Below are 25,625 nucleotides of genomic sequence, written 5' to 3'. Positions count from 1 at the left end.
GCAAGTAGCGTGGAAACGCACGTGACGGATGAGGCGAGATGGGGGCGGAACATGGCAGCCGACCGCTTGCTCAGCGGGCCCGGCTCAGAGGAAGGTGCCACGGGGGGCGCTTCACAGAGCCAGGGACGCCTGATCGGCAGGCGCTACCGACTGATGTCGCCCGTCGGCAGGGGCGGCATGGGCATGGTGTGGCACGCGCATGACGTGCTGCTCGACCGGGACGTCGCGGTCAAGGAGCTGATCCTCCCCTACGGCCTCGACCACGCCGGCAAGCAGGTCGCCCACCGGCGCATGCTGCGCGAGGCCAGGTCGGCCGCGCGGCTGACGCATCCCGGCATCGTGACCGTGCACGACGTCGTCGAGGAGGACGGCCGCCCCTGGATCGTGATGGAGCTGGTCCGGGCCTGGTCCCTGGAGCAGGCCGTGCGCCAGAGCGGGCCGCTGCCGGTGATCCAGGCCGCCGAGATCGGCATCCGGGTGCTCGACGCGGTGCGGCACGCGCACGCCGCCGGGATCCTGCACCGCGACATCAAGCCGGGCAACGTGCTGCTCACCTCGGACCGGGTGGTGCTGACCGACTTCGGCATCGCGGCCATCGAGGGCGACGTCACGATCACGCAGACCGGGCTGCTCATGGGCTCGCCCGCGTACATCCCGCCGGAGCGCCTGTCCGGCCAGCCGATCACGCAGGCGGCCGACCTGTGGTCGTTCGGCGCCACCCTGTACGCCGCGGTCGAGGGCCGCCCGCCGTACGAGGGGCCCGACCCGGTCGCGGTGCTCGGCTCCGTGCTCACCCAGGACCCGATCACGCCGCAGCGGGCCGGCTCGCTGCTGCCGGTGATCGAGGGGCTGCTGCTCAAGGATCCGGCGCGGCGGCTGACCTCGGCCCAGGTCATCGAGATGCTGGAGGCGGTGCTGCGCGCGCACGGCGCGCCCCGCCCGCGCACGCCCGAGGCGCTGCCCAGCCAGTCCAACCCCACGCCCGCGGGGCTACTGCCGCCGCTGGACACTCCGTCGGGGCCGATGCCCTCACGGATCGTGGAGACGCCCTCAGGTCCGGTACGGGTGCCCTACGACCCGCAGGGCAACCCGTCCGGCGGCTACTCGATGCCGCCCTACGACGGTCTGACGAGCCCGTCGGCCGGCCACCGCACCGACCAGCTGCCGCAGTTGCCGCGTATGCCCGGCGCCCCTTCCGGCCCGCGTCCCGGCACGTACGACTCCCTGGCGAGCTCGTCGGGTCCGTACGACTCGCTCGCGAGCGGTTCGGGCGGGTACGACTCCCGGGGCGGCTCCTCCGGTCCCTACGACTCCCTGGCCAGTTCCTCCGGCCCGTACGACTCGCTCGCGAGCAATTCGGGCCCGTACGACTCCCTGGCGAGCGGTTCGGGCCCGTACAACTCCCGGCCCGGCTCCTCCGGCCCCTACGACTCCCTGGCCAGTTCCTCCGGCCCGTACGACTCCCTCGCGAGCAGTTCGGGCCCGGCCGGGATGCCCTTCGGCGCTCCTCCCGGCCCCAGGACGGGCCGGCACCCGGACGACGACCTGGACAGCCCGGCCTGGCCGCGTCCCCAGCCGATCCTGCCGCTGACCACCGACAGCCGCGCCTCCGCCGCCACCCCCTGGCCGCTGGCCTCGCCCGACGACCTGCGCGAGCAGTCGCGCGGCCTGTCGCGCGACATCGGCCGCGACCGCCTGACCACGCTGCCCAGCGCCACTCCCCGCGCGGGCAAGAGCCGGCGCAGGAGCGAGGAGGACGACGGCCCCTGGGTCCGCGACGGCCGGCCCACGCCCCTGACGATCATCAGCTCCCTGCTGGCGCTGACCGTCGTGACGGGCGCCGTGCTGATCATCCTGACCGGCGGGTCGCCGGGGACGCCGCCCACCGCGGCCACGGCCGTCGCCACGGGAGCCGCCACGTCGGGCGTCTCGCCGCTGAAGGCGGACGACGGGCCGTCCAGCGCGCCCGAGGGTTACACGATGCACACGGGCGCCGGTTTCGCCGCCGCCGCGCCCGCGAGCTGGAAGCCGGGTGACGACGGCGACAGGTCCACCTTCAGCGGGCCGAAGGACTCCGGGATGCGGATCGTCGTGGAGCGGGCCACCCCGCAGTCCGACGGCGGGCTGACCGCGCTGGGCCGGCAGGAGGCGGACGGCGGGCTGGAGAGCTACATCCAGGTGCAGCTGCAGAGCGTGGACTACCGCGACTGGCAGGCCGCCGACTGGGAGTACACCTACACCACCCCCAACGGCGTCCCCATGCACGCCCTGACCAGGTACGTCTCGATCGACAAGAAGGCCGCGTTCAAGATCACGTTCGATCTGCCCGAGCTCAAGTGGGACGACCAGGCCGGCACCCGCGAGGTGTTCCTGAACACGTTCCGGCAGGCCTGACGTATTGCACTGACCATTCCAAAACGGGTAGCGTGCCTCTCGTGGCACGACCGAGGAAGTTCGAGGAGACGCGGGCGGTCGAGGCGGCCATGCGCGCGTTCTGGGACGCGGGCTACGAGGCCACCTCGACTCAGGACCTGTGCGCCGCGACCGGCCTCGGGCGCAGCAGCATCTACAACACCTTCGCCAGCAAGCACGATCTGTTCGTGAAGGCGCTGCTGCACTACACGGCCTGGCGCAACGCGCAGTTCACCGAGCTGATGACGGGCGAGGGGCCGGTCAAGGAGAAGATCAGGACGCTGCTGTGGTGGTCGGTCGACCCCGAACCCGCCGATCCGGCCGGCTGTCTGGTGATCAACACGCTGGTCGAGCTGGCCCCGCACGACCAGAGCGTCGCCGAGCTGCTGCGCCGCGACACCGACCTGCGGGTCCAGGTCATCAGGTCCGCCCTCGAGACCGCCCGGCTGCGCGGCGAGATCGGCGCGGACAAGGACCCGCTGGCCCTGGCCCACTTCGTCACCGCCACGATCAACGGCCTGGGGGTGGCCGCCAGGGGCGGGACGAGCCGGGCCGCGCTCGAGTCGATCGCGAAAGTCGCGCTGGACGCGATCTGATCTTTTGCCGCCCTTGTTTTGTACTGATCAATCTAAAATTGAGGGGGTCGCCATGCCGTTGGCGGTCTACATCCTGGGACTCTCCATCTTCGCCCAGGGCACGTCCGAGCTGATGCTGGCCGGGCTGATCCCGGTGATGTCCGCCGATCTGGGCGTCTCCGTGCCGGAGGCGGGCCTGCTGATCTCGGCGTTCGCGATGGGGATGCTGGTGGGCGCGCCGGTGCTGGCCATCGTCACCTCGCGCTGGCCACGCCGTACGGTGCTGCTGGCGTTCACCGCGATCTTCGTGCTGACCCACGTCGTCGCCGCGCTGACGTCGAGCTACGGCGTGCTGTTCGCCACCCGCGTGGCGGGAGCCTTCGTGTACGCGGGCTTCTGGGCCGTGGCGGCGAGCACCGCGATCGGCATGGTGCCCGTCAACGCCCGGGCCAAGGCGATGAGCGTGCTGGCCGGCGGGCTGACGGTGGCGACCGTGCTCGGCCTGTCCGCGGGGACGATGATCGGCCAGCACCTCGGCTGGCGGGCGGCCTTCTGGACGGTCGCCGCGATGTCGGCACTGGCCGGAATCGGCGTCTTCGTCACCATCCCTGGCGGCCGCCCGCAGCGGACCACGACCCCGGCCCCGACCTCGACCACGGCTTCCGGCACGGTTTCTGACCCCACTGACAACCAGGCGTCCGGCGCCGCTACCGACGTCTCCCCGGGCCCGGCGTCCGGAATCGCCGCCGAGTTGCGCGCGCTGGCCCGGCCCGCGCTCTGGCTGGCGTACGCGACCACCGCCCTGACCACGGCCGCGCTCCTGGCCTCCTTCAGCTACCTGAGCGCCCTGCTGATCGGCACCACCGGCCTGGACGCCGCCTGGGTGCCCGCCGTCCTCGCCCTCTACGGCGTGGGCTCGCTGATCGGCATCACCATCGGCGGCAGGATCGCCGACGCGCGCCCCTTCCCCCTCCTGTACGCCGGCGTCACCGGCGTCATCCTGACCTCGGCCGCCCTGGCCGCGTCCGCGACCACGGCGCTGCTCGCCGTCCCGCTGATCTTCCTGCTCGGCGCGTTCGGCTTCGGCACCAACCCCGCGCTGAACGCCCGCCCGTTCGCCCTGGCCAGGAACGCGCCCACGCTGGCCGCGGCGGTGAACGTCTCCGCCTTCAACGTCGGCATCACCGTGGGCCCCTGGCTGGGCGGCCTGGCCATCGGGGCGGGCCTCGGCTACGCCTCGGTCGCCTGGATCGGCGCGGCGATCGGGGTGGCGGCCCTGGCCGCCGTGGTGCTCGCCGCGGCCCTGCACCGCCGGGTTCCGGTCATGCCGGAAACCGCCGGCGCGCGTCCGGTACGGTCGGCCGTATGAGGCTGGCGAGCATCTCCCTCTATCCCGTCAAGTCCACGGCGGGACACGAGGTCACCGCGGCCGAGGTGGAGCCGTGGGGCCTGGCGGGCGACCGCCGCTACCTGGTCACCGGCGCGGACGGCGAGGTGCTCACCGCCCGTGTGGAGCCGCGCCTGCTGGCCTGCGTCGCCCGGCTCGACGGCGGCGCGCTCACCCTGACGGGGCCGCACGCGCCGCCGCTGCCGGTCTCGCCCGCCGGGTGGCGCTCCACGGTGACCGTGTGGGGCACCCCGGTCGAGCTGACCGACTGCGGCGACGCGGCGGCGAAGTAGCTGAGCGCGCTGGTGGGGCGGCCGGTCCGGCTCAAGTGGCTGGACGACCCCGCGCGGCGCCCGGTCGATCCCGCCCACGGCCGCCCCGGCGACCGGGTGAGCCTGGCCGACGGCTACCCGCTGCTGCTCACCTCGGCCGCCTCGCTCGCCCGGCTCGACGACTGGATCGCGGAGACGGCCCTGGAACGGGGCGAGGAGCCGCCCGCGCCGCTGCCCATGCGCAGGTTCCGGCCGAACGTGGTGATCGACGGGGTGGCGGAGCCGTTCGCCGAGGACGAGTGGAAGCGGCTGAGCATCGGCGAGGTGGAGTTCCGGGTGGGCAAGCGGTGCGACCGCTGCGTGCTGACCACGGTCGACCCGGCCACGTACACGAAGGGCCCCGAGCCCATCAGGACGCTGGCCCGGTTTCGCAAATGGGACGGGAAGGTGTGGTTCGGCATCAACCTGATCCCGGACGGACCCGGACAGATCGCCACGGGTGACGCCGTCACCGTTTTCTAATGAAAAATGCCGCTTTCCCGATCAAATTTATTCACCGTCCTTTTTGGGGCGAAGTTAGGGGTTATGCGAGACTTCACGGGTGACGAGTGCCCCCACGAAGCCCGCGGTCTCCCCCTCTGACCGGATCTCCCGCGTCCAGCGCCGCACCCTGGTGGTGCTCTCCGCAGCTCAGATCGTGGGCGGGGTGGGGGTGGCCGTCGGTCTCGCGCTCAGCTCGGTCGTCGTCGACGAACTGTCCGGCTCGACGGTGATCAGCGGCTTCGCCGGCACCGCCACCGTGCTCGGCGCGGCGCTGCTGGCCCTGCCCACGGCCAAGGCGTCGGGCCAGGGCGGGCGCCGGGCCGGGCTGTCGCTGGCGTACCTGGCGGCCCTGGCCGGATGCGCCATCTCGGTGCTGGCGATCAGCCTGCGCTCCTGGCCGCTGCTGCTGGCCGGGCTGGTCCTGGTGGGCGGCGGCAGCGCGGCCAGCCTGGCGTCCCGCTACTCCGCCACGGACCTGTCGCCCAAGGGCCGCGCGGCCCGGCACCTGTCGCTGGTCGTCTGGGCCTCCACGATCGGCTCCGTGGCCGGCCCGAACCTGGCCAAGCCCGCCGACCAGATCGGCATGCGGCTCGGGCTGGTGGAGAAGGCGGGGCCGTTCGCGTTCGCGGCGCTCGCCTTCGCGCTGGCGCTGATCGTCGTCATCGGCTTCCTCCGCCCCGACCCGCTCACGCTGGCTCGCGAGGTGAACGGCAGCAAAGACCCCGGCCCCGGACGCAACCGGACGATCAGGACCGCGTGGCTGACCCTGCGCACGACCCCGATGGCCCGCCGCGCCCTGGTCATGATCGCGGTCAGCCATACGGCGATGGTCTCCGTCATGTCGATGACTCCGGTCAAACTCCACCACGACGGCTCGAACCTGGACGTCATCGGCCTCGTGATCAGCCTGCACATCGCCGGCATGTACGTGCTGTCGCCCGTCGTGGGCTGGCTGGCCGACAAGGCGGGCAAGGTGCCGGTGCTGGTGCTCGGCATGGCGCTGCTGCTGAGCGCCGCCGCCCTCGCCGGCACGGCCGGGCACCGGGTGTGGCAGGTCACGGCGGCGCTCGTGCTGCTCGGCCTCGGCTGGTCCTGCGGCCTGGTGGCCGGCTCCGCGCTCGTCTCGGAGTCGGTCCCGCTGGAGGGCCGCCCCGCTGTCCAGGGCCTGTCGGACCTGATCATGAACGTCTGCGGCGCCACCGGGACGATCGTCGCCGGGGCCATCGTCGGCATGCTGGGCTACGGCATGCTCGGCCTGGTCGTGGGCATCATGGTCGCCGCCGCCGGCCTGTGGCTCGTCGCCGTCCGCCGCCACCCCACCCCCGACGTCCCCTGACCCAGCCGCCGCCCCACCCCCGACCCAGCCCCCGGCTCTTGCCGCGCCACCCTCGACCGCCGGCTCCGCGCGTCCGGCATTAGCTCTGGGCGGAGCGGCCGGTCCGCGTCCGGGTCAGCTGCCAGGGGTCACTTGGCGTCGGCATAGGAGGAGACCGCGACCGCCTCCATCGGGAACCGTACCGGCGTCTGCCCGAACAGCAGCCGGCTCGCCTCGGCGGCCGACTCGGTCACCGCCGCCATCACCTCCCCCGCCTGCTCCGCCGGGCAGTGCACCATCACCTCGTCGTGCTGGAAGAACACCAGCCGGGCCGGCTCGGGCAGCCGCCCGCGCAGCACGGCCAGCAGCGCCAGCGCCCACTCCGCCGCCGTGCCCTGCACCACGAAGTTGCGGGTGAAGCGACCCCGGTCCCTGGCCGCGCGCGCACCCTCGGGCCCGGACACCAGCTCCTTCCATTTCGCCGACGGCGGCGGGCTGGTGCGGCCCAGCCAGGAGCGGACGATCCGGCCCTCCTCCCCCGCCTTGGCCGCGTCCTCGACGAACTGGTAGGCCTTCGGGAAGCGCTGGCGCATCACGGCCAGCAGTTTGGCGGCGTCGCCGCTGGTGCCGCCGTACATGGCGGACAGCATCGCGATCTTGGCGTGGTCGCGCTCGCCCCCGAACGCCTGCGCCAGCGCGGAGTAGAGGTCGATCTCCCCGGCCGCCCTGGCCAGCCCCCCGTCGCCGGCCATCGCGGCGAGCACCCTGGGCTCCAGCTGCGCCGCGTCGGCGACGACCAGCACCCATCCGTCGTCGGCCATCACCACGCGCCGCATCACCTTGGGGATCTGCAGCGCCCCTCCCCCGCTGGTGGCCCACCGCCCGGACACGACCCCGCCCACCACGTATTCGGGCCTGAACCGCCCGCCGCGCACCCACTGGTCGGCCCACGCCCACCCGTGCGCGCTGAACAGCCGGGCCAGCTCCTTGTAGGCGAGCAGCGGCGCGACCGCCGGATGGTCGATCCGCTTCAGCTCCCACGACCGGGTCGTCTTCAGCGCCACCCCCGCGCCCTTGAACGCCTTGACCAGCTGCTGCACCGAGTCGGGGTTGACCGGATGACCGAACGCCGCCGCCACCTCGTCGGCCAGCGCCTGCAGCTTGGCCGGGCGCATGCCGTGGACGGGACGCGGCCCGAGCAACTCGGTCAGCAGCGCGTCGTGCACGTCACGGCGCCAGGGCATGCCGGCCTGCGACATCTCGGCCGCCACGAGCGCTCCCGCCGACTCGGCCGCCACCAGCAGCCGGAACCTGCCCGGCTCGGGCAGCGCGGCGATCCGCGCGAGCTGGTCGGCCAGCACCTCGGCGACCGCCTCCGCGCCGAGCGGCTCGGGCGCGAACAGCGTGCCGGGCGCGTCCGGCTGATCGTCCGGCACGGGCAGGCCGTGCAGCCTGGCGTGGGCGGCCCTGGCCGAGCGGGGCTCGCCGTAGCGGCCCTCGAAGGCCAGCAGCAGCCCCTCGGTGAGCGCGAGGTCGTGGCAGCGCGCCACCCGCACGCCGCGCTCCAGCAGCGGCGGGTACGCCTCCCGCGTGTCGGCCCACACCCACCGGGGCCCCCGCGCCGCCTCGATCTCCCGCACGACCCCGGCCATCCCATCGGGACCGCCGGCGGGCACCTCGGCGAGATCACCGGCCCGGCCACCCGCGGAATCACCGTCGGGAACGCCGGCCCGGCCGCCGGCGGGACCGGCCGCGGGAGGACCCGGCGTCTCCCCGACCGGCAGCAGCCTCTCCCCCGCGACCACGACGTACACGAGGTCAAGAGTGCCAAACGCCTCCGACAGAACGGCCGCCAGGTGGCCGTCACACGGTCAGCGGGATGCGCACCTCGTCCTCCAGCGGCGGTTCCAGCTCCTGCGCCAGGCACCCCGTGGCCCCGAAGCAGCGCAGGGTGAGCGCGTCGGAGGTGACCGTGACGTGCAGGAACTGCTTGAAGAACGGCGGCGTGTCCCAGTCGGACAGCTCGGACAGGAACCGGTGGAACACCTTGTCCACCGGCAGCCGCAGCGGCCACGGCCAGGCCCCCAGCAGCCGGGCCGCCCACCGCATCCGCCGGGTGATCCGCACGGGCCCTGCCATCGTCCTGACCGGCTCGTTCCTGATGCGCTCCGACATGATGCAGGCCGCCTCGGACGGCGTCAGGTAGAGCCACCTCATCCGCAGCCGCTTGGCGTAGAGCTGGCTGTAGAAGGACAGCGAGTCGCCGCGCAGCGGGTAGCACCTGAAGCCGTCCTCGTGCACGCCGGCCACGTCGACCCGGTCGATGATGTGGGTGGCGTGCATGAACGCGCCGCCGCCTCCGGTCACGACGTACTGGATCACCCTGCCGTCGTCCAGCCTGACCGGATAGCGCTGGTAGTTGTGCACGTCGCCGCCGATGGCCGCGACGTACCGGTGCGCCGGGTCGCGCACGATGTCGTCGATCGTCCCGCCGTCCTCCAGCCGCGACGGCTTGTACTCGTTGCCGGTGTAGATCGGCTTGCCGGTGACGAGGATCTTCGGCCGCGGGTCGCGGGAGACGCGGCGCAGCCACTCGGTCTGGGCCCGGTCGATCTCGTTGCGGATGCCGGTGTCGACGCCCACGATCAGCAGGCTGTCGCTCTCGATCACCCAGTACGGCCCCGGCTGCGCCGCCGGCGGGCCCGCTTGCTGCGACGTCCTGCCCCGCAGCTTGCGCGCCTCGGCCAGCGCGGCCTCGTCGATCGTCTCCGGCTTGCGCCACAGCACCCCGCGCAGCCCCCGGTCCGGCTTCGGCTTCAGCTGCGGTGCGTCGCAGAAGACGCGCATGAAGCCGCCGAGCCCGTCGTACCAGTCGTGGTTGCCGGGGATGGCGTAGATCGGGGCGTCATAGCCCTGGTACGGGCGGAAGAACTTGTCGCCGTATTCGTTGCCCGATCCCGTCGGATAGATCACGTCGCTGGCGATGACCGCGAAGGACGTCTTTTCCCCTATTTTCAGCAGGCCCGGAACAACGGAGTACTGCGACGCGTCTCCCTCACCCGTATCGCCCAGCAACAGGAAAGTGAAATCTCCCCCCACCGGCGGCTTGATGCGAAATTCCTGGTCAATGCCCCGCGCTTCCTGCGCCTCCACCCAGCGCGCCCGGACCTGTCCGGAAGGATCACCGAACAATCCCGCGAGGATCTCGTTGCGCGAGCGCCAGAGCGTCCCTAAATTGAGCCAGGAGAAACCACGGCGATCCGGTCTGAGCTGCGCGAACGTCCCCGTCTGCGCACAGGCCCAGCCGGCCCCCTCCTCGGAGATCCGGGACGACGACTGCTTTCCGCGTTCGGCCGCAACTTCCACCATGACCACATCTTTACGGTGATCTACCATTCGCGCATCCTGAACGCTCCGTACCGTAAGGAACACACAAGGTGCGCAATGGTGTAGCCTCACCCCCCAAGCAAGCGGTTGGGACCGCCCAGGGAGGCTCCCATGACGCGTAACGGCCCGGACGACGCGACCCGGAAGGGCACTTCGGAAATGGACGCCATCGTCGGTCTGCTCGCCTTCGCCCAGACCCGGCCGCGCTGGAGCGGCAGCGCCGCCCTGGACAGCGCCAGCCAGGCGATCGCGAGGAGCAGGGCGCTGGCCCGGAAGTCCCCCGGCGAGTACACCGAACTGCTCGCCCGCTGCCTGCGCACGACCGCCAAGCTGCAACTGCGGTGGGGCCGGGCGACCGAGGCGCTGCCGCTCGCGCAGGAGGCGGTGGCCGTCGCCCGCCCGATCGGCGGCGGCCCCCTGGTGCTCTCGCTGGTCTGCCTGGCCACGGCGCTTGAGGCCCTGCACCGCTACAGCGAGGCCGCCGCCACCATGGCCGAGGCCGAACAGGTCCCCAGGACCGACTGAACCGCCCAGGAGACCGTTCGCGGGCCCGGGCCGGAACCACGGCAGCACGGGGATGCGGACGCGGGCCCGAACTACGGCGGCGGGGGGATGAGGGCGCCGGGGTTGAGGATGCCGGCCGGGTCGAGCTCGGCCTTGACCGCGCGCAGGACGGCCGCGCCGAGCGGGCCGATCTCGGCGCCGTACGCGTCGCGGTGGTCGCGGCCCACCCCGTGGTGGTGGGTGATGGTGCCGCCCGCCTCGACGATGGCCGCGTTCACCGCCGTCTTGGCCCGCTCCCACTGCGCGACGGGGTTGGCGTCCTGCGGGGTGACGACGGTGAAGTAAAGCGAGGCGCCGGTCTCGTACACGTGCGAGATGTGGCACATGACGAGCGGCGGGTGCGCCGGATCCAGCGCGCCGAGCAGCGCGAGCCTGACCGCGTCGTAGAGCCGGGGCAGGTTCGCCCAGAACCCGGCCGTCTCCAGCGTCTCCACGGTGGCTCCGGCCGCGAGCAGGGAGTCGCGCAGGTACGGCGCGGAGAAGCGGCCGTGCTCCCACGCCCGCCCAGGCTCGGGCCCGAGCGGCTCCCCGCCCATCCGCGCCAGCACGGCCGAGGCGGCGGCATGCCGCTGCCCGATCGCTGCCCCTTCATACCCGGCGATCAACAGACACCCGGAACCGCCCGATCCACCCGAACCGCCGGGATCATCCGGCGCGCCCGACCCACCCGAGCCGCCCGAGCCGCCCGAGCCGCCGGTGCCGCCCGAGGCGCCGGAGCCGCCTGAGCCGATCGAGTCGGGCTTGGCCAGGCCGATCAGGGTCTCGGTCTCGTCCGAGAGCCGGAGCACCGCCGGCAGCGGCCCCTCCTGGGCGAGCGCCCGCACGGCGGCGGAGCCGGCCGTGAAGGACGGGAACCGCCAGCCCTCGTAGCGGCGCTCGGCCGGCGACCGCCGCACGCGCAGCCGCAGCGACGTGATGACCCCGAAGGCGCCCTCCGAGCCGAGCACGAGCTGGCGCAGGTCGGGCCCGGCCGCCGACTTGGGGGCCCGGCCGAGGTCGAGGGTGCCCGACGGGGTGGCCAGGGTGAGGCCGACGACCATGTCGTCGAAGCGCCCGTAGCCGGCGGAGGCCTGGCCGCTGGAGCGGGCCGCGGCGAAGCCGCCGAGCGTGGCGTACTCATACGACTGGGGGAAGTGACCGAGGGTCAGCCCGTGCCCGGCCAGCAGCCGCTCGGCGTCGGGAGCGCGCACCCCCGGCTCGAACTCGGCCACCATCGACTCGGTGTCCACCGACCGCAGCCGGTCGAGCCGGCCGAGGTCGAGCGCGATCACCCCGGTGAAGCCGGAACGCGCGGCGGCGAGCCCGCCGACGACCGAGGTGCCGCCGCCGAAGGGCACGACCGCGATCCGCTCCCGCGAGCAGAGCCGCAGCAGCTCGGCCACCTCCTCGTGCGAGCCGGGCAGCACGACCGCGTCGGGTGCCGCCGAGCCGTCGCCGGCGCGCATGAGCAGCAGGTCGGGGGTGGACTTGCCGCGCGTGTGCCGGACGCGGTCCTCGTGTCCGGTCCGCACGTGCCCGGCTCCGGCGATCTCGGCCAGCGCGCCGAGCAGCGGCTCGGGCAGGGCGACCGGCGCGAGCCGCACCGACTCCAGGCCGGCGGCGGGGGTGGCGGGCGCGCGCACGCCGAGCAGGTCGCGCAGCAGCCCGCGGACGCTCTCGGGGAGCTCGCGCGCCTGGGCGGGGTCGCCCCAGCCGGACCACAGCATCGGTTCTCCAGTCACGCATACACTGTGACACATGACGTCGATTCGTCACAACGACGAGGTTCTGGACGCGGCCCGCGACTGCGTGCTCGCCTACGGGGTGCGCAGGACGACGCTCACGGACGTGGCGCGCAGGGCGGGGGTGTCGCGGATGACGCTCTACCGCCGCTGGCCCGACGTGCGCACGCTGGTGGCCGACGTGATGACCAGGGAATGGGTACGGGTGGTGGAGGGGCTGGACACCTCCGACCCGGTACGCGCGGTCGTGTCGGGCGTCAGAGGGCTGCGCGGTCACCCGCTGTGGCGCAAGATCGTGGAGGCGGACCCTGAACTGCTCGTGCCGTACCTGCTCGACCGGCGCGGCGCCACCCACGAGGCGGTGCTGGAGGTGCTGGAGCCGGTGGTCGGCGACGCGCGCAGGGCCAGGGCGGTGCTGCTGGTCGCCCAGTCGTTCCTGCTGTCCGCCCCGACCATGCTCGACCCCGTGACGCTCGACGAGCTCGACGACGAGCTCGCCGCCCTGCTGGAGGCCTACCTTGGATAGCTCGCTGAACGCCGCAAGAAGGTCCCTGGAGCTGCGCCGGGTGGCCGGCGAACGGGTGGACGTGCTGGTGGTGGGGCTGGGCGCGACGGGCGCGGGCGCCGCGCTCGATGCCGCCTCACGAGGGCTGAGCGTAGCGGCGATCGACGCGCACGACCTGGCGTTCGGCACGTCCAGGTGGAGCTCCAAGATGGCGCACGGCGGGCTGCGCTATCTGGCCAAGGGGCAGGTGGACGTCGCGTACGAGAGCGCGGTCGAGCGCGGGATCCTGCTCCGCAGGACGGCTCCGCACCTGGTGAAGGCGCATCCGTACCTGCTGCCGCTGACCCGGGCGGTGTCGCGCGGGCAGGCGGCGCTGGTGATGGCCGGCTACCGGCTCGGCGACGGGCTGCGGGCCGCCGCGCGCACCTCCCGCCGCCTCCTGCCGGGCCCGTCCCGGCTGAGCGCGGCCCGCGCCCACACGCTGTCGCCCGTGCTGGCCGTGGACGGGCTGCGCGGCGCGCTGCTGTCGTGGGACGGGCGGCTGCTCGACGACGCCCGCCTCGTGGTGGCCGTGGCGCGGACCGCCGCCGGGCACGGCGCCCGCGTGCTGACCAGGTGCCGTGCGCTGCGGCTGACCGGCGGGGGCGCGGACGTGCGCGACGAGCTGACCGGCGAGGAGTTCACGATCCGCGCCAGGGTGGTGATCAACGCCACCGGGGTGTGGGCGGGCACGCTCGACCCGGCGGTGGAGCTGCGCCCGTCCCGCGGCACGCACCTGGTGCTCGGACCCGGCACGCTGCCGGGGCAGATCGCGGGCATGCACCTGCCGATCCCCGGCGAGAGCAACCGGTTCGCGCTCGTGCTGCCGCAGCGCGACGGCCGCGTCCACGTCGGGCTGACGGACGAGCCGGTGGACGGACCGGTCCCCGATGTGCCCGAGGCGCCCGAGAAGGACGTCAGAGCGCTTCTGGAGGTGCTGAACGGGGTTCTTGAGGTTCCGGTGACCAGAGAGGCGGTCGCGGGCGTCTACGCGGGCCTCAGGCCCCTTCTGGCAGCCGACGGGAGGACGGCCGACCTGTCCAGGAGGCACGCGGTGCTCACGGACGGCGGCGTGGTGACCGTCGTGGGAGGCAAGCTGACGACATATCGGCGCATGGCCGAGGACGCGGTGGATCGAGCGATCTCGTACGGGAACCTCCGGGCCGGACGGTGCCGCACCCGCAAGATCCCGCTCGTGGGAGCGGGCCCGGTGCCGTCCGGGGTGCCGGCGAGCCTGGCCGAGCGCTACGGCGCGGAGGCCGGAGCCGTGCACGAGCTCGTCAAGAGACACCCGGAGGAGGTCGGGCTCGGCCTCACCGAGGGCGACCTGCTCTGGTCCCTGCTGCACGAGGGGGCGCTCGACGAGGGCGACCTGCTGGACCGGCGGACCAGGATCGGCCTGGTCGGGCGGGACAGGGACCGCGCCCTGCCCGCGACACGGGCCGTGCTCGACCGGATCTCGTCCGCCTGACCCATCCGATCCGTTAGGTTAGTCTTACCTAAGTCGGATCGGGGAGAGGACAGGCACGTTGGCGAGGGGCTGCGAACATCCCGCGGGATGTCACACAGGGGAGGTGCCCACGCTGGCCAGCGCCACCGTGGGAGCCAGGCTGTGGCTGCTCATCGAATACACCGGAGCCTGGCCTTCGCGCCTGGAAACGCTCGAACTTCCGGGAAAAATCTCAGAACTCGTCCGCCGGGCCCTCGAACGCGGTATCAGGCCCCAGCTGATCCGCCGTCCAGGCAGGCGAACCCGCCCGCAGGAGCAGGGGATCCGTGTGCTAGTGGGCTACGCGGCGGGGCCGAACCCCTGGTTGGCCTCGGGTGTCGTCGCAGGTCCCGACGATCTTGACCTGGACGCGCTGGTGGCCGGAGTGGTCCCGGAGTCCTGCATACTTGAAGACGAGCCGGTATTTCTGGTCTGCACGCACGCCAAGCGCAATGTGTGCTGCGCCCGCATTGGACTACCCCTCGCTCGGTCGCTGGCGGAAAACCTGCCGGACAGAGTATGGGAAACGTCACACGTTGGCGGCGATCGGTACGCCGCCAACCTCGTGTGCTTGCCACACGGAATTTTCTACGGCAGCATGTCTCAGGCTGCTGCGTTGGCAGCGGCTAACGCGTACCGGTCGGGCGAGGTCATTCTCGACCGCTACCGGGGACGCGCAGGCATCCCTGAGCCATTGCAGGCCGTCGAGCACTTCGCCCGAGCCCATACGGGAGAGTGCTCCGTCGGCGCGGTGGCCGTGGAATCCTCCAGGACGGACGGCGACGTCACCGAGGCCATTGTGCGCATCGGGGACGTCCGGCTCCAGGTTGTGGTCGAGCCATCGGCGTTCACGGCGCCGTGTGGCACCGCTTCGGCTTGCGCCGAGACGATCACCACCTACCGGCTGGTTTCGCTGGACAGGCTCACGCCTGTGCGGTACGCCACGCCCGCTCTCGCCTGAGCAGGGAACATCACGGCCCTACGTTGCGTTGGAACAGTGACGCCAAAAGCGTCCAATGCGGCTCAATTACCGAAATACCTCTCACGAAGGTGGTTTTCTCATGTCTCAGGTACGTCGGCAGCTCGCCCGCCCGCGCCCCAGCTGGGGTTGGCAGGATGATGCCGCGTGCCGGGGTGAGGACCTCGTGCTCTTCTTCGGCCCCGACGGGGAGCGGCAGCCCGAGCGTGACGTACGAGAGCGGAAGGCCAAGGCGATCTGCGCCCAGTGCCCTGTCCGCAACGAGTGCCTGGATTACGCGCTCTCGCGGCCCGAGAAGTACGGCACGTGGGGCGGTCTCAACGAGGACGAGCGGGCGAGCGAGCGTCGCCGTCGCATGCGCCGCGCGGCCAGCGCCGGCATCTCCGCCGCCTGACACACCCGGCAGCGTCACCATCGCGTGATCACGCAGTTGTCCCGATGAACCAGAGCCTGGCCAGCCAAGCACAGGCTCTGGCGAACCCGGTCGGGACAACTGCCTGATCAGGCGACCACAATCATCAACCCCCCGCTTCACGTGCCGAATCGGCGGCGAGCGGGAGGGAGCACATGACTTCGGACCGCGGGCGCCAACCGCGGTCCGAAGTCATGTCCAGGGTCGTCTCCGGCGAGCACGACCGGCTCCGGCGCGGCGGGGCAGGCGGCTAGGGTTCCTGACATGCCGGCATCAGATACCGCATCCGTGAGCGCGGACGACCTGGACGAGATCGTGCGTCTGGCCGTCGAGCTCCTCGCGGACACCACAGAACCCGCCTGGAACGCCAAGGCGGGCGACCTCGAATGGACCTGCTGGGAGACCGCCGAGCACCTGGCCGACGACCTGTTCGCCTACGCGGTCCAGCTCGGCCTCAGCACGGGGCCGCTGGACGTCTACGTCCCCTTCGCCGCCGAGAGCCGCCGGCCCGGCGGGCCGCGCAACTCCGTGCACGCCGACCGGGCCTCGGGCGTGAGCGGACTGATGCAGGTGCTGCAGGCGAGCGGCGCGCTGCTGAGCGCGATGGTGCGCACGGCCCCTCCGCACGCGCGCGCCCATCACATCTTCGGGCCGGCGGACGCGGCGTCCTCGGCCGCGATGGGCCTGGTGGAGACCCTGGTGCACACGCACGACCTGGCACGGGGGCTGGGGCTCGACTGGGATCCGCCCGCGGAGATCTGCGCGAGGGTGCTGAACAGGCTCTTCCCCGACGCTCCGCGCGGTACCGAGCCATGGGCCGCGCTGCTGTGGGTCACGGGCCGCGCCGAGTTGCCCGGACGTCCGCGCCTGACACGGTGGCGCTGGTACAACGAGCCGCCGTCACAGACTCCGTGACCGAAACCCGCCGCCGGTACGACCGTAACCGGGCGACGGCGTTGCTCCGTCAGACGATGAGGTCGTCGAACTCGCCGTCCTTGGCTCCCAGGACGAACGCGGTGATCTCGGCCTGGGTGTAGACCAGGGCGGGCCCTTCGGGGAAGCGTGAGTTGCGCATGGCGATCTCCCCGGTGGGCAGGTTCGCGACCTCGACGCAGTTCCCGTTGGGATTGCTCCGCTTGCTCTTGCGCCAGACGACGGGAAGGCGGCCGGCGGACGTTCCGTTGTGGAACTCATGCATGGGGACGGCTCCTCGCGATCTTACGGATGCACGTGCATCCGCGTTTGCGAGCTGACAATACGGCAGCACGGAGAGCTCCATATACCGGACGACCAAAAATCACGGTATGGAGTGGATCACAGGGATATCCAGGAACTCATCCAGATATGAGCCGCTCCAGGAAGCGCCTGGTCGCCTTCGGCTCCTCCGCCTGGATGCTGAGCCGGTCCATGACCTCCATGTACTGGTCGGAGTCGGCGGGTTTGTCCAGGTAGAGGGCGCTGGTGAGCTGCTCCATGTAGACGACGTCGGGCAGCTCTCGCTCGGGGAAGCGCAGGATGCTGAACGGCCCGCCGGCCGCCGCGTGACCACCGCGCTCGAACGGCATGATCTGCACGGTGATGTTCCGCTCGGCCGTCATGTCGAGCAGATGGGCGATCTGCCCCCGCATCGTCTCCGAGCCGCCCAGGGTCCGGCGCACGACGGCCTCGTCGATCACCGCCCAGATCGTCAGGCCGCTCTCCAGCCGCTTCTGCCGCGTGGTGCGCAGCGTCACCCGGCGGTCCAGCTCCGCCCTGGGCGCCTTCTCGTGGGCCAGCTCGATCACCGCCCTGGCGTAGGCGGGCGTCTGCAGCAGGCCGGGGACGAACTGGTTCTCGTACGTACGGATGCTCGACGCGGCCCCCTCCAGGCCGATGTAGACCTCGAACCAGGAGGGCAGCAGGTCGCCGTACTGGTGCCACCAGCCCGGGGCGTTGGCCTGCTTGGCCAGGGCGAGCAGGGGCTCACGCTCGGCCGGGTCGGTGACGCCGTAGAGGGTCAGCAGGTCGGCCACGTCGCGCTGCTTGAAGCTGACCTGGCCGAGCTCCAGCCGGCTGATCTTCGCGTGAGATGCGCGAATCGAGTATCCGGCGTCCTCGCGCGAGATACCCTGCTCCGTACGGAGCCTGCGCAGTTGGGTCCCGAGCAGGATCCGCAGCACTGTCGGGCTTCCCGGCGAGTGGCGGAGAAGCTGCCCTTCCGCGCTCTGTGCGCTCACTGCACCGCTCCTAGGTCATCTGCACGTGCAGATGCGATTCGCATCCGTAAACGATGAAAAGTCTTGCATCGGTAAGCGCTCCCCGTAAAGATGGGCATTGGATCACCAGACCGCGCTTCGGGGGCCAGAATGACGACTTTCGACGCTCGGCCGCAAGCCGCCACCGGCACCCGGCCACCCGTGTGGCTTACGCCCATCCTGGTGGAAGGGCGTGCCGGGGAGTGTGATGCCGTCTTCCCCTTCCACCAGCGCACCGCTCTCGAACCCGCCTGCGTGGCCATGGCGCGGCGCTTCGTCGACCAGACGCTCGGCTCCTGGGGGGCGCTCGAGCTGGCCTTCGACACCCAGCTGGTGGTCTCCGAGCTGGTCACCAACGCGATGCGGCACGGCGGCGGCGCCGCGCAGTTACGGCTGGTCTCGCACGAGGCGCAGCTCGCGTGCGCGGTAACCGACCACAGCAGGACCGTCCCCGTGACCTCGGCGCCCGACGTGTTCTCCGAGTACGGACGCGGCCTGCGGCTGGTGGACGCCCTCTGCGCGACGTGGGGGTGGCTCTCCCCCGGCGGGTCCGGCAAACTCGTCTGGGCGGTCATCGCCGGCTGACCCGGCGCGAAAGGGCTGAGAGCCGAAGGATCCGGTCTGAAAGGGCCCCAGTCCGGGCTGAGTCGGTCCGGACGGCCCCAGTCCAGACGTTCAGCAGGTCTCAGGCCCGGTCCAGCAGGCGCAGGACGTCGGCGTCGGTGAGCTGTTCGAAGTGCTCGTACCACTGGCCCACCGCCCTGAAGTCGATGGGCGTGAGCAGCACCACCACCTCGTCGGCCTCCGCGCGCAGCGACTCGACGGTCTCCGTGGCCCCGACGGGGACGGCCAGCGTCACCTTCGCCGGCCGGGCCCCGGCGACCGCCCTGAGCGCCGCCCGCGCGGTGCTTCCGGTGGCCAGGCCGTCGTCGACCACGATCACCTCCCGGCCTTCGAGCGCGGGCAGCGGCCGGTCGCCGCGGTAGGCGCGGATCCGGCGGGCCAGCTCGCGCCGTTCGTCCTCCACCACGTGCGCCACGGACTCGGGCGTCAGGCCCAGGCGGCTCAGCAGCGTCAGGTCGAACACCGGCTCGCCGCCCTCGGCTATCGCCCCGACGCCCAGCTCGGGCGTCGGGGGATAGCCGATCTTCCTGGTCACCAGCACGTCGAGCGGCGCGCCTAGGGCCCGCGCGATGGGCGCGGCCACCGCCACGCCGCCGCGCGGCAGGGCCAGGATCACCGGGTCGTGCGCGTCCTGCAGCCGTTCGGCCAGCAGGGCTCCCGCCTCGGCCCGGTCCGCGAAGAACTCCATGACCTGTGCTTACCCGCTGACGGCCGCTCCTCGCCTGTACCCAGGAGTGCTGTTTCAGCGGGCCGTCACGGGCGGTTGCGGCCTGAGCGGCGCATCTCCTTGGTGATCACCTTCCACTTGTTCTGCTGCTCCTTACGCAGCCGCGCGTCGGTCCTTGAGGCCATCCAGGCGGCCTCCCGCTGGAGCTTGCGCCAGCTCTCCAGCCGCCGCTCCGGCAGCTCGCCGCTCTCCAGGGCGGCCAGCACCGCGCAGCCGGGCTCGCCGTTGTGACCGCAGTCGCCGAACCTGCACCGCTCGGCCAGCGCCTCGATGTCGGCGAAGACGAGGTCGACGCCCTGGCCGATGTCGTAGAGGCCCACCCGGCGGATGCCGGGCGTGTCGATGATCAGCCCGCCGCCGGGCAGCGGGATCAGCTCGCGGTGCACCGTGGTGTGCCGGCCGCGCCCGTCGGCCGCGCGTACGTGCTGGGTCTCCATGACGCCGTCGCCGGCCAGCGCGTTGACGAGGGTGGACTTGCCCGCCCCCGACGGGCCCAGGATGACGGCGGTGCGTGAGCCGCCGAGGTAGGAGGCGGCCAGCTCGACGCCGTCGCCGAGCAGCGAGGAGACGGCGTGCACGTCGACGCCTGGAGCGGCGACGCGGACGTCGTCGAGCAGGCCGTCGAGGCCGTCCTCGAACAGGTCTGACTTGGTGATGAGCACGACGGGCGTGCCGCCGGACTCCCAGGCCAGGGCGACCAGGCGCTCGATGCGGCCGAGGTCGGCGAAGTCGGTCGAGTGCATCGACGGCTCGGCCACGAAGACGACGTCGACGTTGGCCGCGAGCACCTGGCCCTGGCCGTCGCCGGACAGGCCCCCGACGGAGTCGCGGCTGACGCCGCCGCGGACGAAGGCGGTGGTCCTCGGCAGGACCTCGTCGAGCTCGTAGCGGCCCTCGGGCAGCCATCGGAGCGCGACCCAGTCGCCGACGCACGGCAGTGCGACCGGGTCGGCGGCGGAGGCGCGGCGCACGCGGGCGCCGTATCTGGCGTGATGCTGGCCGTCCGCGGCGATCACCTCGGCGGCGCCGCGGTCGATGCGGGCCACGCGGGCGGGCACGGTTTCGGCCGGCAGCTCGGCGGCGCGCAGGTCGCTCCAGCCGAGCAGGGAAAGGTCGTGAGACAACGCAGTGAACCTTTGTTTCGAGAACGAAGAGGAAAGAAAGGGCTGCTCAGGTGAGCGCCCGGAGGTGGACTGACGGCACGCTGAAAACGGCGACCCGCATAGGTCCTCACCTCCTCGATCTCGAACTGTCGTCGGGGCGACTCTACGCAGACTGCCGCCGCCGATGCAATCGCATTATCTTCGGCGATTCGTTGAACCGCGGCCTGGCCACTGGCCGTACCACCTCCCGACGGACTGAGAAAGGGGAATGATGCGAATCAGCACGTATCCCCCGCCCTCGGCCGAGGAAGCCGCCCCGATGGGGAAGCCGCGCCTACGACACTGGATCCGGCGCGTACGCCCGGACGACGAGGTGGTCGTGTCCGCGCTCTACCGGGAATATCACAGGCCCCTGCTGGCATTCGTGATCCGGCTGACCGCGGGCGATCGGCAGTGGGCGGAAGACGTGGTGCAGGAGACCATGATCAGAGCGTGGCGCAGTGCGGAGCGGCTCGACCCCGATTCCGTCTCGCTGATGCCCTGGCTCGCCACGGTCGCCAGACGTATCGTGATCGATGACCGGCGACGCCGGGATGCCCGGCCGCGGGAGTCGGGCGACGGACCGCTGGAGAGCATGCCCGTGCCGGACGAGATGGAAGGACTGCTGCACCAGGTGGTCGTGTCCGAGGCGCTGAAGGCGTTGTCGCCGGCCCACCGCGAGATCCTCAACGAGACGATCCTGCGGGACCGGTCGGTCAACGACGCCGCCAAGGCGCTCGGCATCCCGGTGGGCACCGTGAAGTCCCGGGTTTACTACGCCGTACGCGCGTTGCGGATCGCACTTGAGGAGAGGGGGGTGACGGCGTGAGTTCGAGAGTCGAGCACACGGATGTGGGGGCGTACGCGCTCGGGCTGCTGGACGAGGACGACAGGCTGGCCTTCGAGGCCCACCTCCTCGGCTGCTCGCAGTGCCGGTACGAACTGTCCGACCTGGCCGGCGTGGCCAACGTGCTGCACGGGATCGGGCCGGTCCATGATCTCGGCCCCCCTACCGTTGACCTCCCCTCCGGCAGGGAGGACGACGTGGTCGGCCTGCTCCGGCGCAAGAAGGCGGCCGACAGGCGGACGCGCAGGGGGACGTTCGTGATCGGGATGGCGGCCGCGGTCACGCTGGTGGCGGGCGGCCTGACGATCGGCACGCAGCTCGACGCGGGTGAGGCGGCGCCGGTCGCGCAGGGCCACGGCGGCCACATGGGCACCGACATGGGCCCGGCCGAGCAGTTCTACACCGAGGGCCGGCCCATCGAGGGCAAGGGCGTCGACGGGGTCACCGGCGGGCTGGTCGTGGAGTCCAAGGGGTGGGGCACGCACGCGGCGCTCAAGCTGTCCGGGGTGAAGGGGCCGCTGGAGTGCGAGCTGATCTCCGTCGGCAAGTCGGGTGAGCGCCGGGTGATGACCGGGTGGTCCGTACCTCCAGCCGGGTACGGAGTGCCGGGGTCGCCCACGCCGCTCTACATGCACGGCGGGAGCGCGACGCCGCTGAAGGACATCGACCACTTCGAGGTGGTCACCTCGGCCGGTAAGAAGTTGCTCACCGTCCAGGCCTGACCGGTTCTCGGGAAGCCCTTCCACCGCTGGTGGGAGGGCTTTTCTCGATTTATCGGCAGAAATAGCGAAATATCCGCGCGACGGGGTGAACCTTCCCGGCTTCGGGCGCGTACTGCCTGCCGTACTGACCGGAATATCAGAGTCCTTGACGAGGTGCCGTAATGTCCAAGCGAAGAATCCTGGTTCCCGCGCTGCTGGCGGCGGGAGCGCTGCTCACGGGGCCCGTGAGCCCGGCGCAGGCCGCCGACGACGTCTATCTCGCCGCCGGCCTGCGTGGCGCGAGCGAGGTCGGAGCCCCCGGCGACGCGGACGGCGCCTCGACGGTCGTGCTCAAGGTCAGCGGGAACCAGGTGACGTTCGCGGCCCGGTGGAACGGGATCGGCGTGCCCACCGCGGGCCGCGTGCACGCGGGCGCCAAGGGCACGGAGGGCGACGTCCGGCTCGACTTACTTCCCGGGTCACTGCCCGCCTCCGCGCTGGGCGTGACCGGTACCGTCACCGCGAGCGCCGACGTGGTGGACGCGCTCGTCGAGAACCCGGGCGGCTTCTACGCCAACCTGTCCGACGCCGCCCACCCCAAGGGCGCCGTACGCGGCCAGTTCCACCGGCTCAGCAGGCCGATCGACCTCAACGGCGTCCTGCACGGCGGCGACCAGGCCACGATCTCCGCGAGCACCGGCACCCAGGCGGGCGGCCGGGCGACCTGGTGGCTGCGTCCCGGCGGCTCCTCGATCGCCTACACCGTCACCTGGTCGGGCCTCGGCCGGGTGACGGCCGGGCACCTGCACAAGGGCGCGCCGGGACGGCACGGCGCCGTGGCGGCGGAGCTGTTCACCGTCCCCCGGGGCCTGCCCGCGAACGTGACCGGCGTCACCGGGGAGACGCCGGTCGCCCCGAAGGTGGCCAAGCACCTCGCCGCCGGCCCCGGCGGATACCACGCCGACCTGCGCACCGCCGAATCCGGCGACGGCAGGGCGGCGGCCCGGCTGTCGGGCGCGGCCTTCACCCATCCGCGCGGATTCACCGCCGAGGTGCTGCGCGGCAGCCAGATCTACGCCTGCACGGAGCTTCCTGCGGGCGGCTACGGCTTCACCCAGCTCGGCGTGACGGCCACGCTCAAGCGCGGCATCGAGCACACGTTCGTCACGCCCGCCTCCGGGCCGCCGCAGTGGGTCGCCCCCGACGGCAGCGCGGTGCGCGGCGCGGTGTTCTCCAGGACGCCGAACGGCGCGCACATTCCCGAGCTGGTCCTCGACGCCACGCAGGCGGGCGCGGGCGCCGGGCTGCTGGCGCAGGCCACGCAGATCCTGCGGCTGAACACCACGGGCGGCGTCGCCCCCGCCGGCGCCTGCGAGCCGGGCGCCGAGGTGAGCGTCCCGTACGGGGCCGACTACGTCTTCCTCGGCTGAGTCGAGGCCGTGGCGGGGACGGTTCTGTCCCGTGCCCGCCGACGGCCGTTCCGGCCGAACCGGCCTGGTCAGCCGGTCGGCCGCCGCGACGGGGTGACTCCGGCCAAACCCCGGTCGCGACCAGCGCCCCGCCGCACACGGAGCCCGTGCGGCGGGGCGCTCCGCCGTTCCAGGGCCGGAAATCCCGGCGCAGGGTCGGACGAGGCCCGGAGATCCGGAGCCGGGTCGGACCAGGCCGGAGGTCCGGAGCCCGGTCAGACCAGGCCGGAGATCCGGAGCCCGGTCAGACCAGGCCGGAGATCCGGAGCCCGGTCAGACGAGGGCCGAGGCGTCCGCGACCGGGAAGAGGCAGGCGGCCGTGTGGCCGGGGTCCTCCTGGGCGGCCAGCGGCGGGCGGGTGTGCGCGCACTCGTCGCGGGCCGCCGGGCACCGGGTGCGGAAGCTGCATCCCGACGGCGGATCGGCGGGCGACGGCGGGTCGCCCCTGAGCACGATGCGCCGCCGCGTCCGCTCCACCTGGGGATCGGCGACGGGCGCCGCCGACAGCAGACTGTGCGTGTACGGGTGCCGCGGCGCGGTGAACAGCGTCTCGGTGTCGGCCAGCTCGACGATCCGGCCCAGGTTCATCACGGCGACGCGGGTGGCGATCTGCCGCATGATCGACAGGTCGTGGGAGACGAACAGGTACGTCAGCCCCCGCTCGGCCTGCAGCCGCTTCATCAGGTTGACGATCTGCGCCTGGATGGAGACGTCGAGCGCGCTGACCGGCTCGTCGCAGATGACCAGCTTGGGCTCCAGCGCCAGGGCTCTGGCGATGCCGATGCGCTGCCGCTGCCCGCCGGAGAACTCGTGCGGGAACCGGTCCTGGCTGCCCGCCTCCAGCCCGACGGCGTCGAGCAGCTCGGCCACGCGGTCGCGGGCGGCGGCCGAGCGGCGGCGCACCCGGCCGTGGGTGACCAGGGGCTCGGCGACGATGTCGCCCACGCGCATGCGGGGGTTCAGGCTGGCGTACGGGTCCTGGAGGACGACCTGCATGTCCTCGCGCACGGACAGCAGCTCCCGCTGCCGCAGCCCGAGCAGTTCCTTGCCGTCGAACCAGATCTCGCCCCCGCTGGCCTCGACCAGCCGCAGGATGAGCCGGGTCAGCGTGGTCTTGCCGCAGCCCGACTCGCCGACCAGCCCGAGCGTCTCGCCGGGGCGCACGTCGAACGAGACGTCGTCCACGGCGACCACCTTCGAGCGGAACTCCTTGCGCACGCCGCGCAGCGACAGCAGCGGCGGCGGCAGTGGCGGCGGCAGTGGCTCTGCCATTCAGAGACTCCCTTCCAGCAGGCAGGCGGCGCTGTGCCCCGGGGCCCGCTCGGTCAGGGGCGGCACCGTCGAAGAGCACTCGGGCAGGGCCAGCGCGCACCGGGGATGGAACGCGCAGCCGCCCGGCGGTGAGAACAGGTTCGGCGGGCTGCCGGGGATCGGGTCGAGCGGGGCTCCGCCGGGGACGTCGGAGCGGGGCATGGAACGCAGCAGCGCCCTCGTGTACGGCATCCGGGGCGCCGCGAACACCTCGTCCACGGCGGCCAGCTCGACCGGGCGCCCGCCGTACATGACCAGGACGCGGTCCGCGCAGCGGGCCACCACGCCGAGGTCGTGCGTGATGAGCACGATCGCCATCCCGAACCGCTCCTGCAGCCCGGCGAGCAGCTCCATGATCTGCGCCTGGACGGTCACGTCGAGCGCGGTCGTGGGCTCGTCGGCGATCAGCACCTTGGGCCGGCAGGCCAGCGCGATCGCGATCATCACGCGCTGCCGCATGCCGCCGGAGAACTGGTGCGGGTACTCCCCCGCCCGCTGCTCGGGGTTGGGGATGCCGACCTCGCGCAGCGCCTGGACGGCCTGGGCGCGGGCCTGCGACCTGGACAGGCCCTGGTGCAGGCGGAGCGATTCGGCGATCTGCGCCCCCACGCTCTTGAGGGGGTTGAGGCTGGTCATCGGGTCCTGGAAGACCATGGCGATCTCGTTGCCGCGGATCGCGCGCATCTCCCGCTCCGGCAGCTTCAGCAGGTCCCGGCCGCCGGCCAGGATCTCGCCGCCGGTGTAGTGGCAGGGCGGGGTGGGGTGCAGGCGCAGGATCGACAGGGCGGTCGCGGTCTTGCCGCTGCCCGACTCGCCGACGACGGCCAGGGTCTCCCCCGCCTCGACCGACAGCGACACGCCGTTGACCGGCTTGACCGTGTCGGCGTCCAGGCGGAACTCGACGTGCAGATCGTTGATCTCCAGCACGCTGCTCATGCGATCATCGCCTCCGGGCTCGGACGGGACGCGC

The 25,625-nt window shown here is 72.3% G+C and carries 25 protein-coding genes; 16 read left to right on the top strand and 9 right to left on the bottom strand.

What is annotated here, in order from left to right:
- Positions 1–153: 153 nt before the first annotated feature.
- From B0I32_RS01610 to B0I32_RS01590, 6 genes are all read left to right on the top strand, one after another.
- Complete coding sequence (locus B0I32_RS01610) at positions 154–2,394, top strand: serine/threonine-protein kinase (RefSeq protein ID WP_181306900.1); 2,241 nt, start codon at positions 154–156, stop codon at positions 2,392–2,394.
- A gap of 41 nt (positions 2,395–2,435) precedes the next feature.
- Complete coding sequence (locus B0I32_RS01605) at positions 2,436–3,008, top strand: TetR/AcrR family transcriptional regulator (protein ID WP_106234284.1); 573 nt, start codon at positions 2,436–2,438, stop codon at positions 3,006–3,008.
- Between the two features lie 52 nt (positions 3,009–3,060).
- Positions 3,061–4,356 (top strand): MFS transporter, encoded by a 1,296-nt coding sequence (locus B0I32_RS01600; RefSeq protein ID WP_106234282.1) that lies wholly within the window; start codon positions 3,061–3,063, stop codon positions 4,354–4,356.
- Complete coding sequence (locus B0I32_RS58700; RefSeq protein WP_219911589.1) at positions 4,353–4,667, top strand: MOSC domain-containing protein; 315 nt, start codon at positions 4,353–4,355, stop codon at positions 4,665–4,667. Before B0I32_RS01600 ends, B0I32_RS58700 begins: the two co-directional genes overlap by 4 nt.
- 12 nt (positions 4,668–4,679) lie before the next feature.
- On the top strand, positions 4,680–5,168 hold the full coding sequence (locus B0I32_RS58695; RefSeq protein WP_219911588.1) for an MOSC domain-containing protein: 489 nt from the start codon (positions 4,680–4,682) through the stop codon (positions 5,166–5,168).
- A 79-nt stretch (positions 5,169–5,247) separates the two neighbouring features.
- Positions 5,248–6,525, top strand: coding sequence for an MFS transporter (locus B0I32_RS01590; RefSeq protein WP_106234281.1), 1,278 nt, complete (start codon positions 5,248–5,250; stop codon positions 6,523–6,525).
- A 128-nt stretch (positions 6,526–6,653) separates the two neighbouring features.
- Here the strand turns inward: B0I32_RS01590 and B0I32_RS01585 are convergent, their stop codons facing one another.
- Positions 6,654–8,156: a bifunctional 3'-5' exonuclease/DNA polymerase gene (locus tag B0I32_RS01585; RefSeq protein ID WP_219911636.1), complete on the bottom strand. Its 1,503-nt coding sequence runs from the start codon at positions 8,154–8,156 to the stop codon at positions 6,654–6,656.
- 211 nt (positions 8,157–8,367) lie between these two features.
- Positions 8,368–9,603, bottom strand: coding sequence for a metallophosphoesterase family protein (locus B0I32_RS01580; protein ID WP_245955546.1), 1,236 nt, complete (start codon positions 9,601–9,603; stop codon positions 8,368–8,370).
- Positions 9,604–10,002: 399 nt separating this feature from the next.
- On the opposite strand from B0I32_RS01580, the gene B0I32_RS01575 reads away from it, so the two are divergent.
- On the top strand, positions 10,003–10,416 hold the full coding sequence (locus tag B0I32_RS01575) for a tetratricopeptide repeat protein (protein WP_146178001.1): 414 nt from the start codon (positions 10,003–10,005) through the stop codon (positions 10,414–10,416).
- A 71-nt stretch (positions 10,417–10,487) separates the two neighbouring features.
- Here B0I32_RS01575 and B0I32_RS01570 read toward each other — a convergent pair whose 3' ends face one another.
- Entirely contained in the window at positions 10,488–12,161 is a 1,674-nt protein-coding gene (locus B0I32_RS01570) for an FAD-binding oxidoreductase (RefSeq protein ID WP_106234276.1), read from the bottom strand.
- A 31-nt stretch (positions 12,162–12,192) separates the two neighbouring features.
- Between B0I32_RS01570 and B0I32_RS01565 the strand changes: the two genes are divergently transcribed.
- The 5 genes from B0I32_RS01565 (at position 12,193) to B0I32_RS01545 (ending at position 16,515) form a co-directional block, all read left to right on the top strand.
- Positions 12,193–12,702 (top strand): TetR/AcrR family transcriptional regulator, encoded by a 510-nt coding sequence (locus B0I32_RS01565; RefSeq protein WP_106234274.1) that lies wholly within the window; start codon positions 12,193–12,195, stop codon positions 12,700–12,702.
- Positions 12,695–14,191, top strand: coding sequence for a glycerol-3-phosphate dehydrogenase/oxidase (locus B0I32_RS01560; RefSeq protein WP_106234273.1), 1,497 nt, complete (start codon positions 12,695–12,697; stop codon positions 14,189–14,191). The genes B0I32_RS01565 and B0I32_RS01560 overlap by 8 nt, the downstream gene beginning before the upstream one ends.
- 103 nt (positions 14,192–14,294) lie before the next feature.
- Positions 14,295–15,170 carry a sucrase ferredoxin gene (locus tag B0I32_RS01555; RefSeq protein ID WP_245955467.1) on the top strand — a complete coding sequence of 292 codons (876 nt, stop codon included), beginning with the start codon at positions 14,295–14,297 and terminating at the stop codon, positions 15,168–15,170.
- Positions 15,171–15,270: 100 nt separating this feature from the next.
- Positions 15,271–15,582, top strand: coding sequence for a WhiB family transcriptional regulator (locus tag B0I32_RS01550; protein ID WP_080036407.1), 312 nt, complete (start codon positions 15,271–15,273; stop codon positions 15,580–15,582).
- Between the two features lie 282 nt (positions 15,583–15,864).
- Positions 15,865–16,515, top strand: a complete 651-nt coding sequence (locus tag B0I32_RS01545) for a maleylpyruvate isomerase N-terminal domain-containing protein (protein ID WP_106234270.1) — start codon at positions 15,865–15,867, stop codon at positions 16,513–16,515.
- Positions 16,516–16,564: 49 nt separating this feature from the next.
- Here the strand turns inward: B0I32_RS01545 and B0I32_RS01540 are convergent, their stop codons facing one another.
- Both B0I32_RS01540 and B0I32_RS01535 read right to left on the bottom strand, forming a co-directional pair.
- Positions 16,565–16,798, bottom strand: coding sequence for a DUF397 domain-containing protein (locus tag B0I32_RS01540; protein WP_106234268.1), 234 nt, complete (start codon positions 16,796–16,798; stop codon positions 16,565–16,567).
- 136 nt (positions 16,799–16,934) lie between these two features.
- Positions 16,935–17,816: a helix-turn-helix domain-containing protein gene (locus B0I32_RS01535; RefSeq protein ID WP_106234267.1), complete on the bottom strand. Its 882-nt coding sequence runs from the start codon at positions 17,814–17,816 to the stop codon at positions 16,935–16,937.
- 201 nt (positions 17,817–18,017) lie between these two features.
- Here B0I32_RS01535 and B0I32_RS56275 point away from each other — a divergent pair, with 201 nt between their 5' ends.
- Positions 18,018–18,419: an ATP-binding protein gene (locus B0I32_RS56275; RefSeq protein ID WP_181306899.1), complete on the top strand. Its 402-nt coding sequence runs from the start codon at positions 18,018–18,020 to the stop codon at positions 18,417–18,419.
- A 100-nt stretch (positions 18,420–18,519) separates the two neighbouring features.
- Here the strand turns inward: B0I32_RS56275 and B0I32_RS01525 are convergent, their stop codons facing one another.
- Both B0I32_RS01525 and rsgA read right to left on the bottom strand, forming a co-directional pair.
- The gene (locus B0I32_RS01525; protein WP_106234263.1) at positions 18,520–19,146 is read right to left on the bottom strand and encodes a phosphoribosyltransferase; all 627 of its coding nucleotides are present in this window, start codon (positions 19,144–19,146) and stop codon (positions 18,520–18,522) included.
- A gap of 65 nt (positions 19,147–19,211) precedes the next feature.
- Positions 19,212–20,309 carry a ribosome small subunit-dependent GTPase A gene (gene rsgA / locus B0I32_RS01520; protein WP_106234262.1) on the bottom strand — a complete coding sequence of 366 codons (1,098 nt, stop codon included), beginning with the start codon at positions 20,307–20,309 and terminating at the stop codon, positions 19,212–19,214.
- 298 nt (positions 20,310–20,607) lie between these two features.
- Between rsgA and B0I32_RS01515 the strand changes: the two genes are divergently transcribed.
- From B0I32_RS01515 to B0I32_RS01505, 3 genes are all read left to right on the top strand, one after another.
- Positions 20,608–21,156: a sigma-70 family RNA polymerase sigma factor gene (locus B0I32_RS01515; RefSeq protein WP_245955465.1), complete on the top strand. Its 549-nt coding sequence runs from the start codon at positions 20,608–20,610 to the stop codon at positions 21,154–21,156.
- Positions 21,153–21,896: an anti-sigma factor family protein gene (locus tag B0I32_RS01510; protein WP_106234260.1), complete on the top strand. Its 744-nt coding sequence runs from the start codon at positions 21,153–21,155 to the stop codon at positions 21,894–21,896. The genes B0I32_RS01515 and B0I32_RS01510 overlap by 4 nt, the downstream gene beginning before the upstream one ends.
- Before the next feature lie 161 nt (positions 21,897–22,057).
- Positions 22,058–23,305: a CHRD domain-containing protein gene (locus B0I32_RS01505; protein WP_106234259.1), complete on the top strand. Its 1,248-nt coding sequence runs from the start codon at positions 22,058–22,060 to the stop codon at positions 23,303–23,305.
- Positions 23,306–23,617: 312 nt separating this feature from the next.
- On the opposite strand, the gene B0I32_RS01500 is transcribed toward B0I32_RS01505, so the two are convergent.
- Positions 23,618–24,616 (bottom strand): ABC transporter ATP-binding protein, encoded by a 999-nt coding sequence (locus B0I32_RS01500; RefSeq protein ID WP_106234257.1) that lies wholly within the window; start codon positions 24,614–24,616, stop codon positions 23,618–23,620.
- Entirely contained in the window at positions 24,617–25,591 is a 975-nt protein-coding gene (locus B0I32_RS01495; protein WP_106234256.1) for an ABC transporter ATP-binding protein, read from the bottom strand. It abuts the gene before it with no gap.
- Between the last annotated feature and the right edge of the window lie 34 nt (positions 25,592–25,625).

The organism is Nonomuraea fuscirosea, from assembly GCF_003001935.1.
GTDB classification, from domain to species: Bacteria; Actinomycetota; Actinomycetes; order Streptosporangiales; family Streptosporangiaceae; genus Nonomuraea; species Nonomuraea fuscirosea.
Note: the sequence above shows the minus strand (reverse complement) of the source record. Positions and strands in the feature narration are given on the sequence as shown.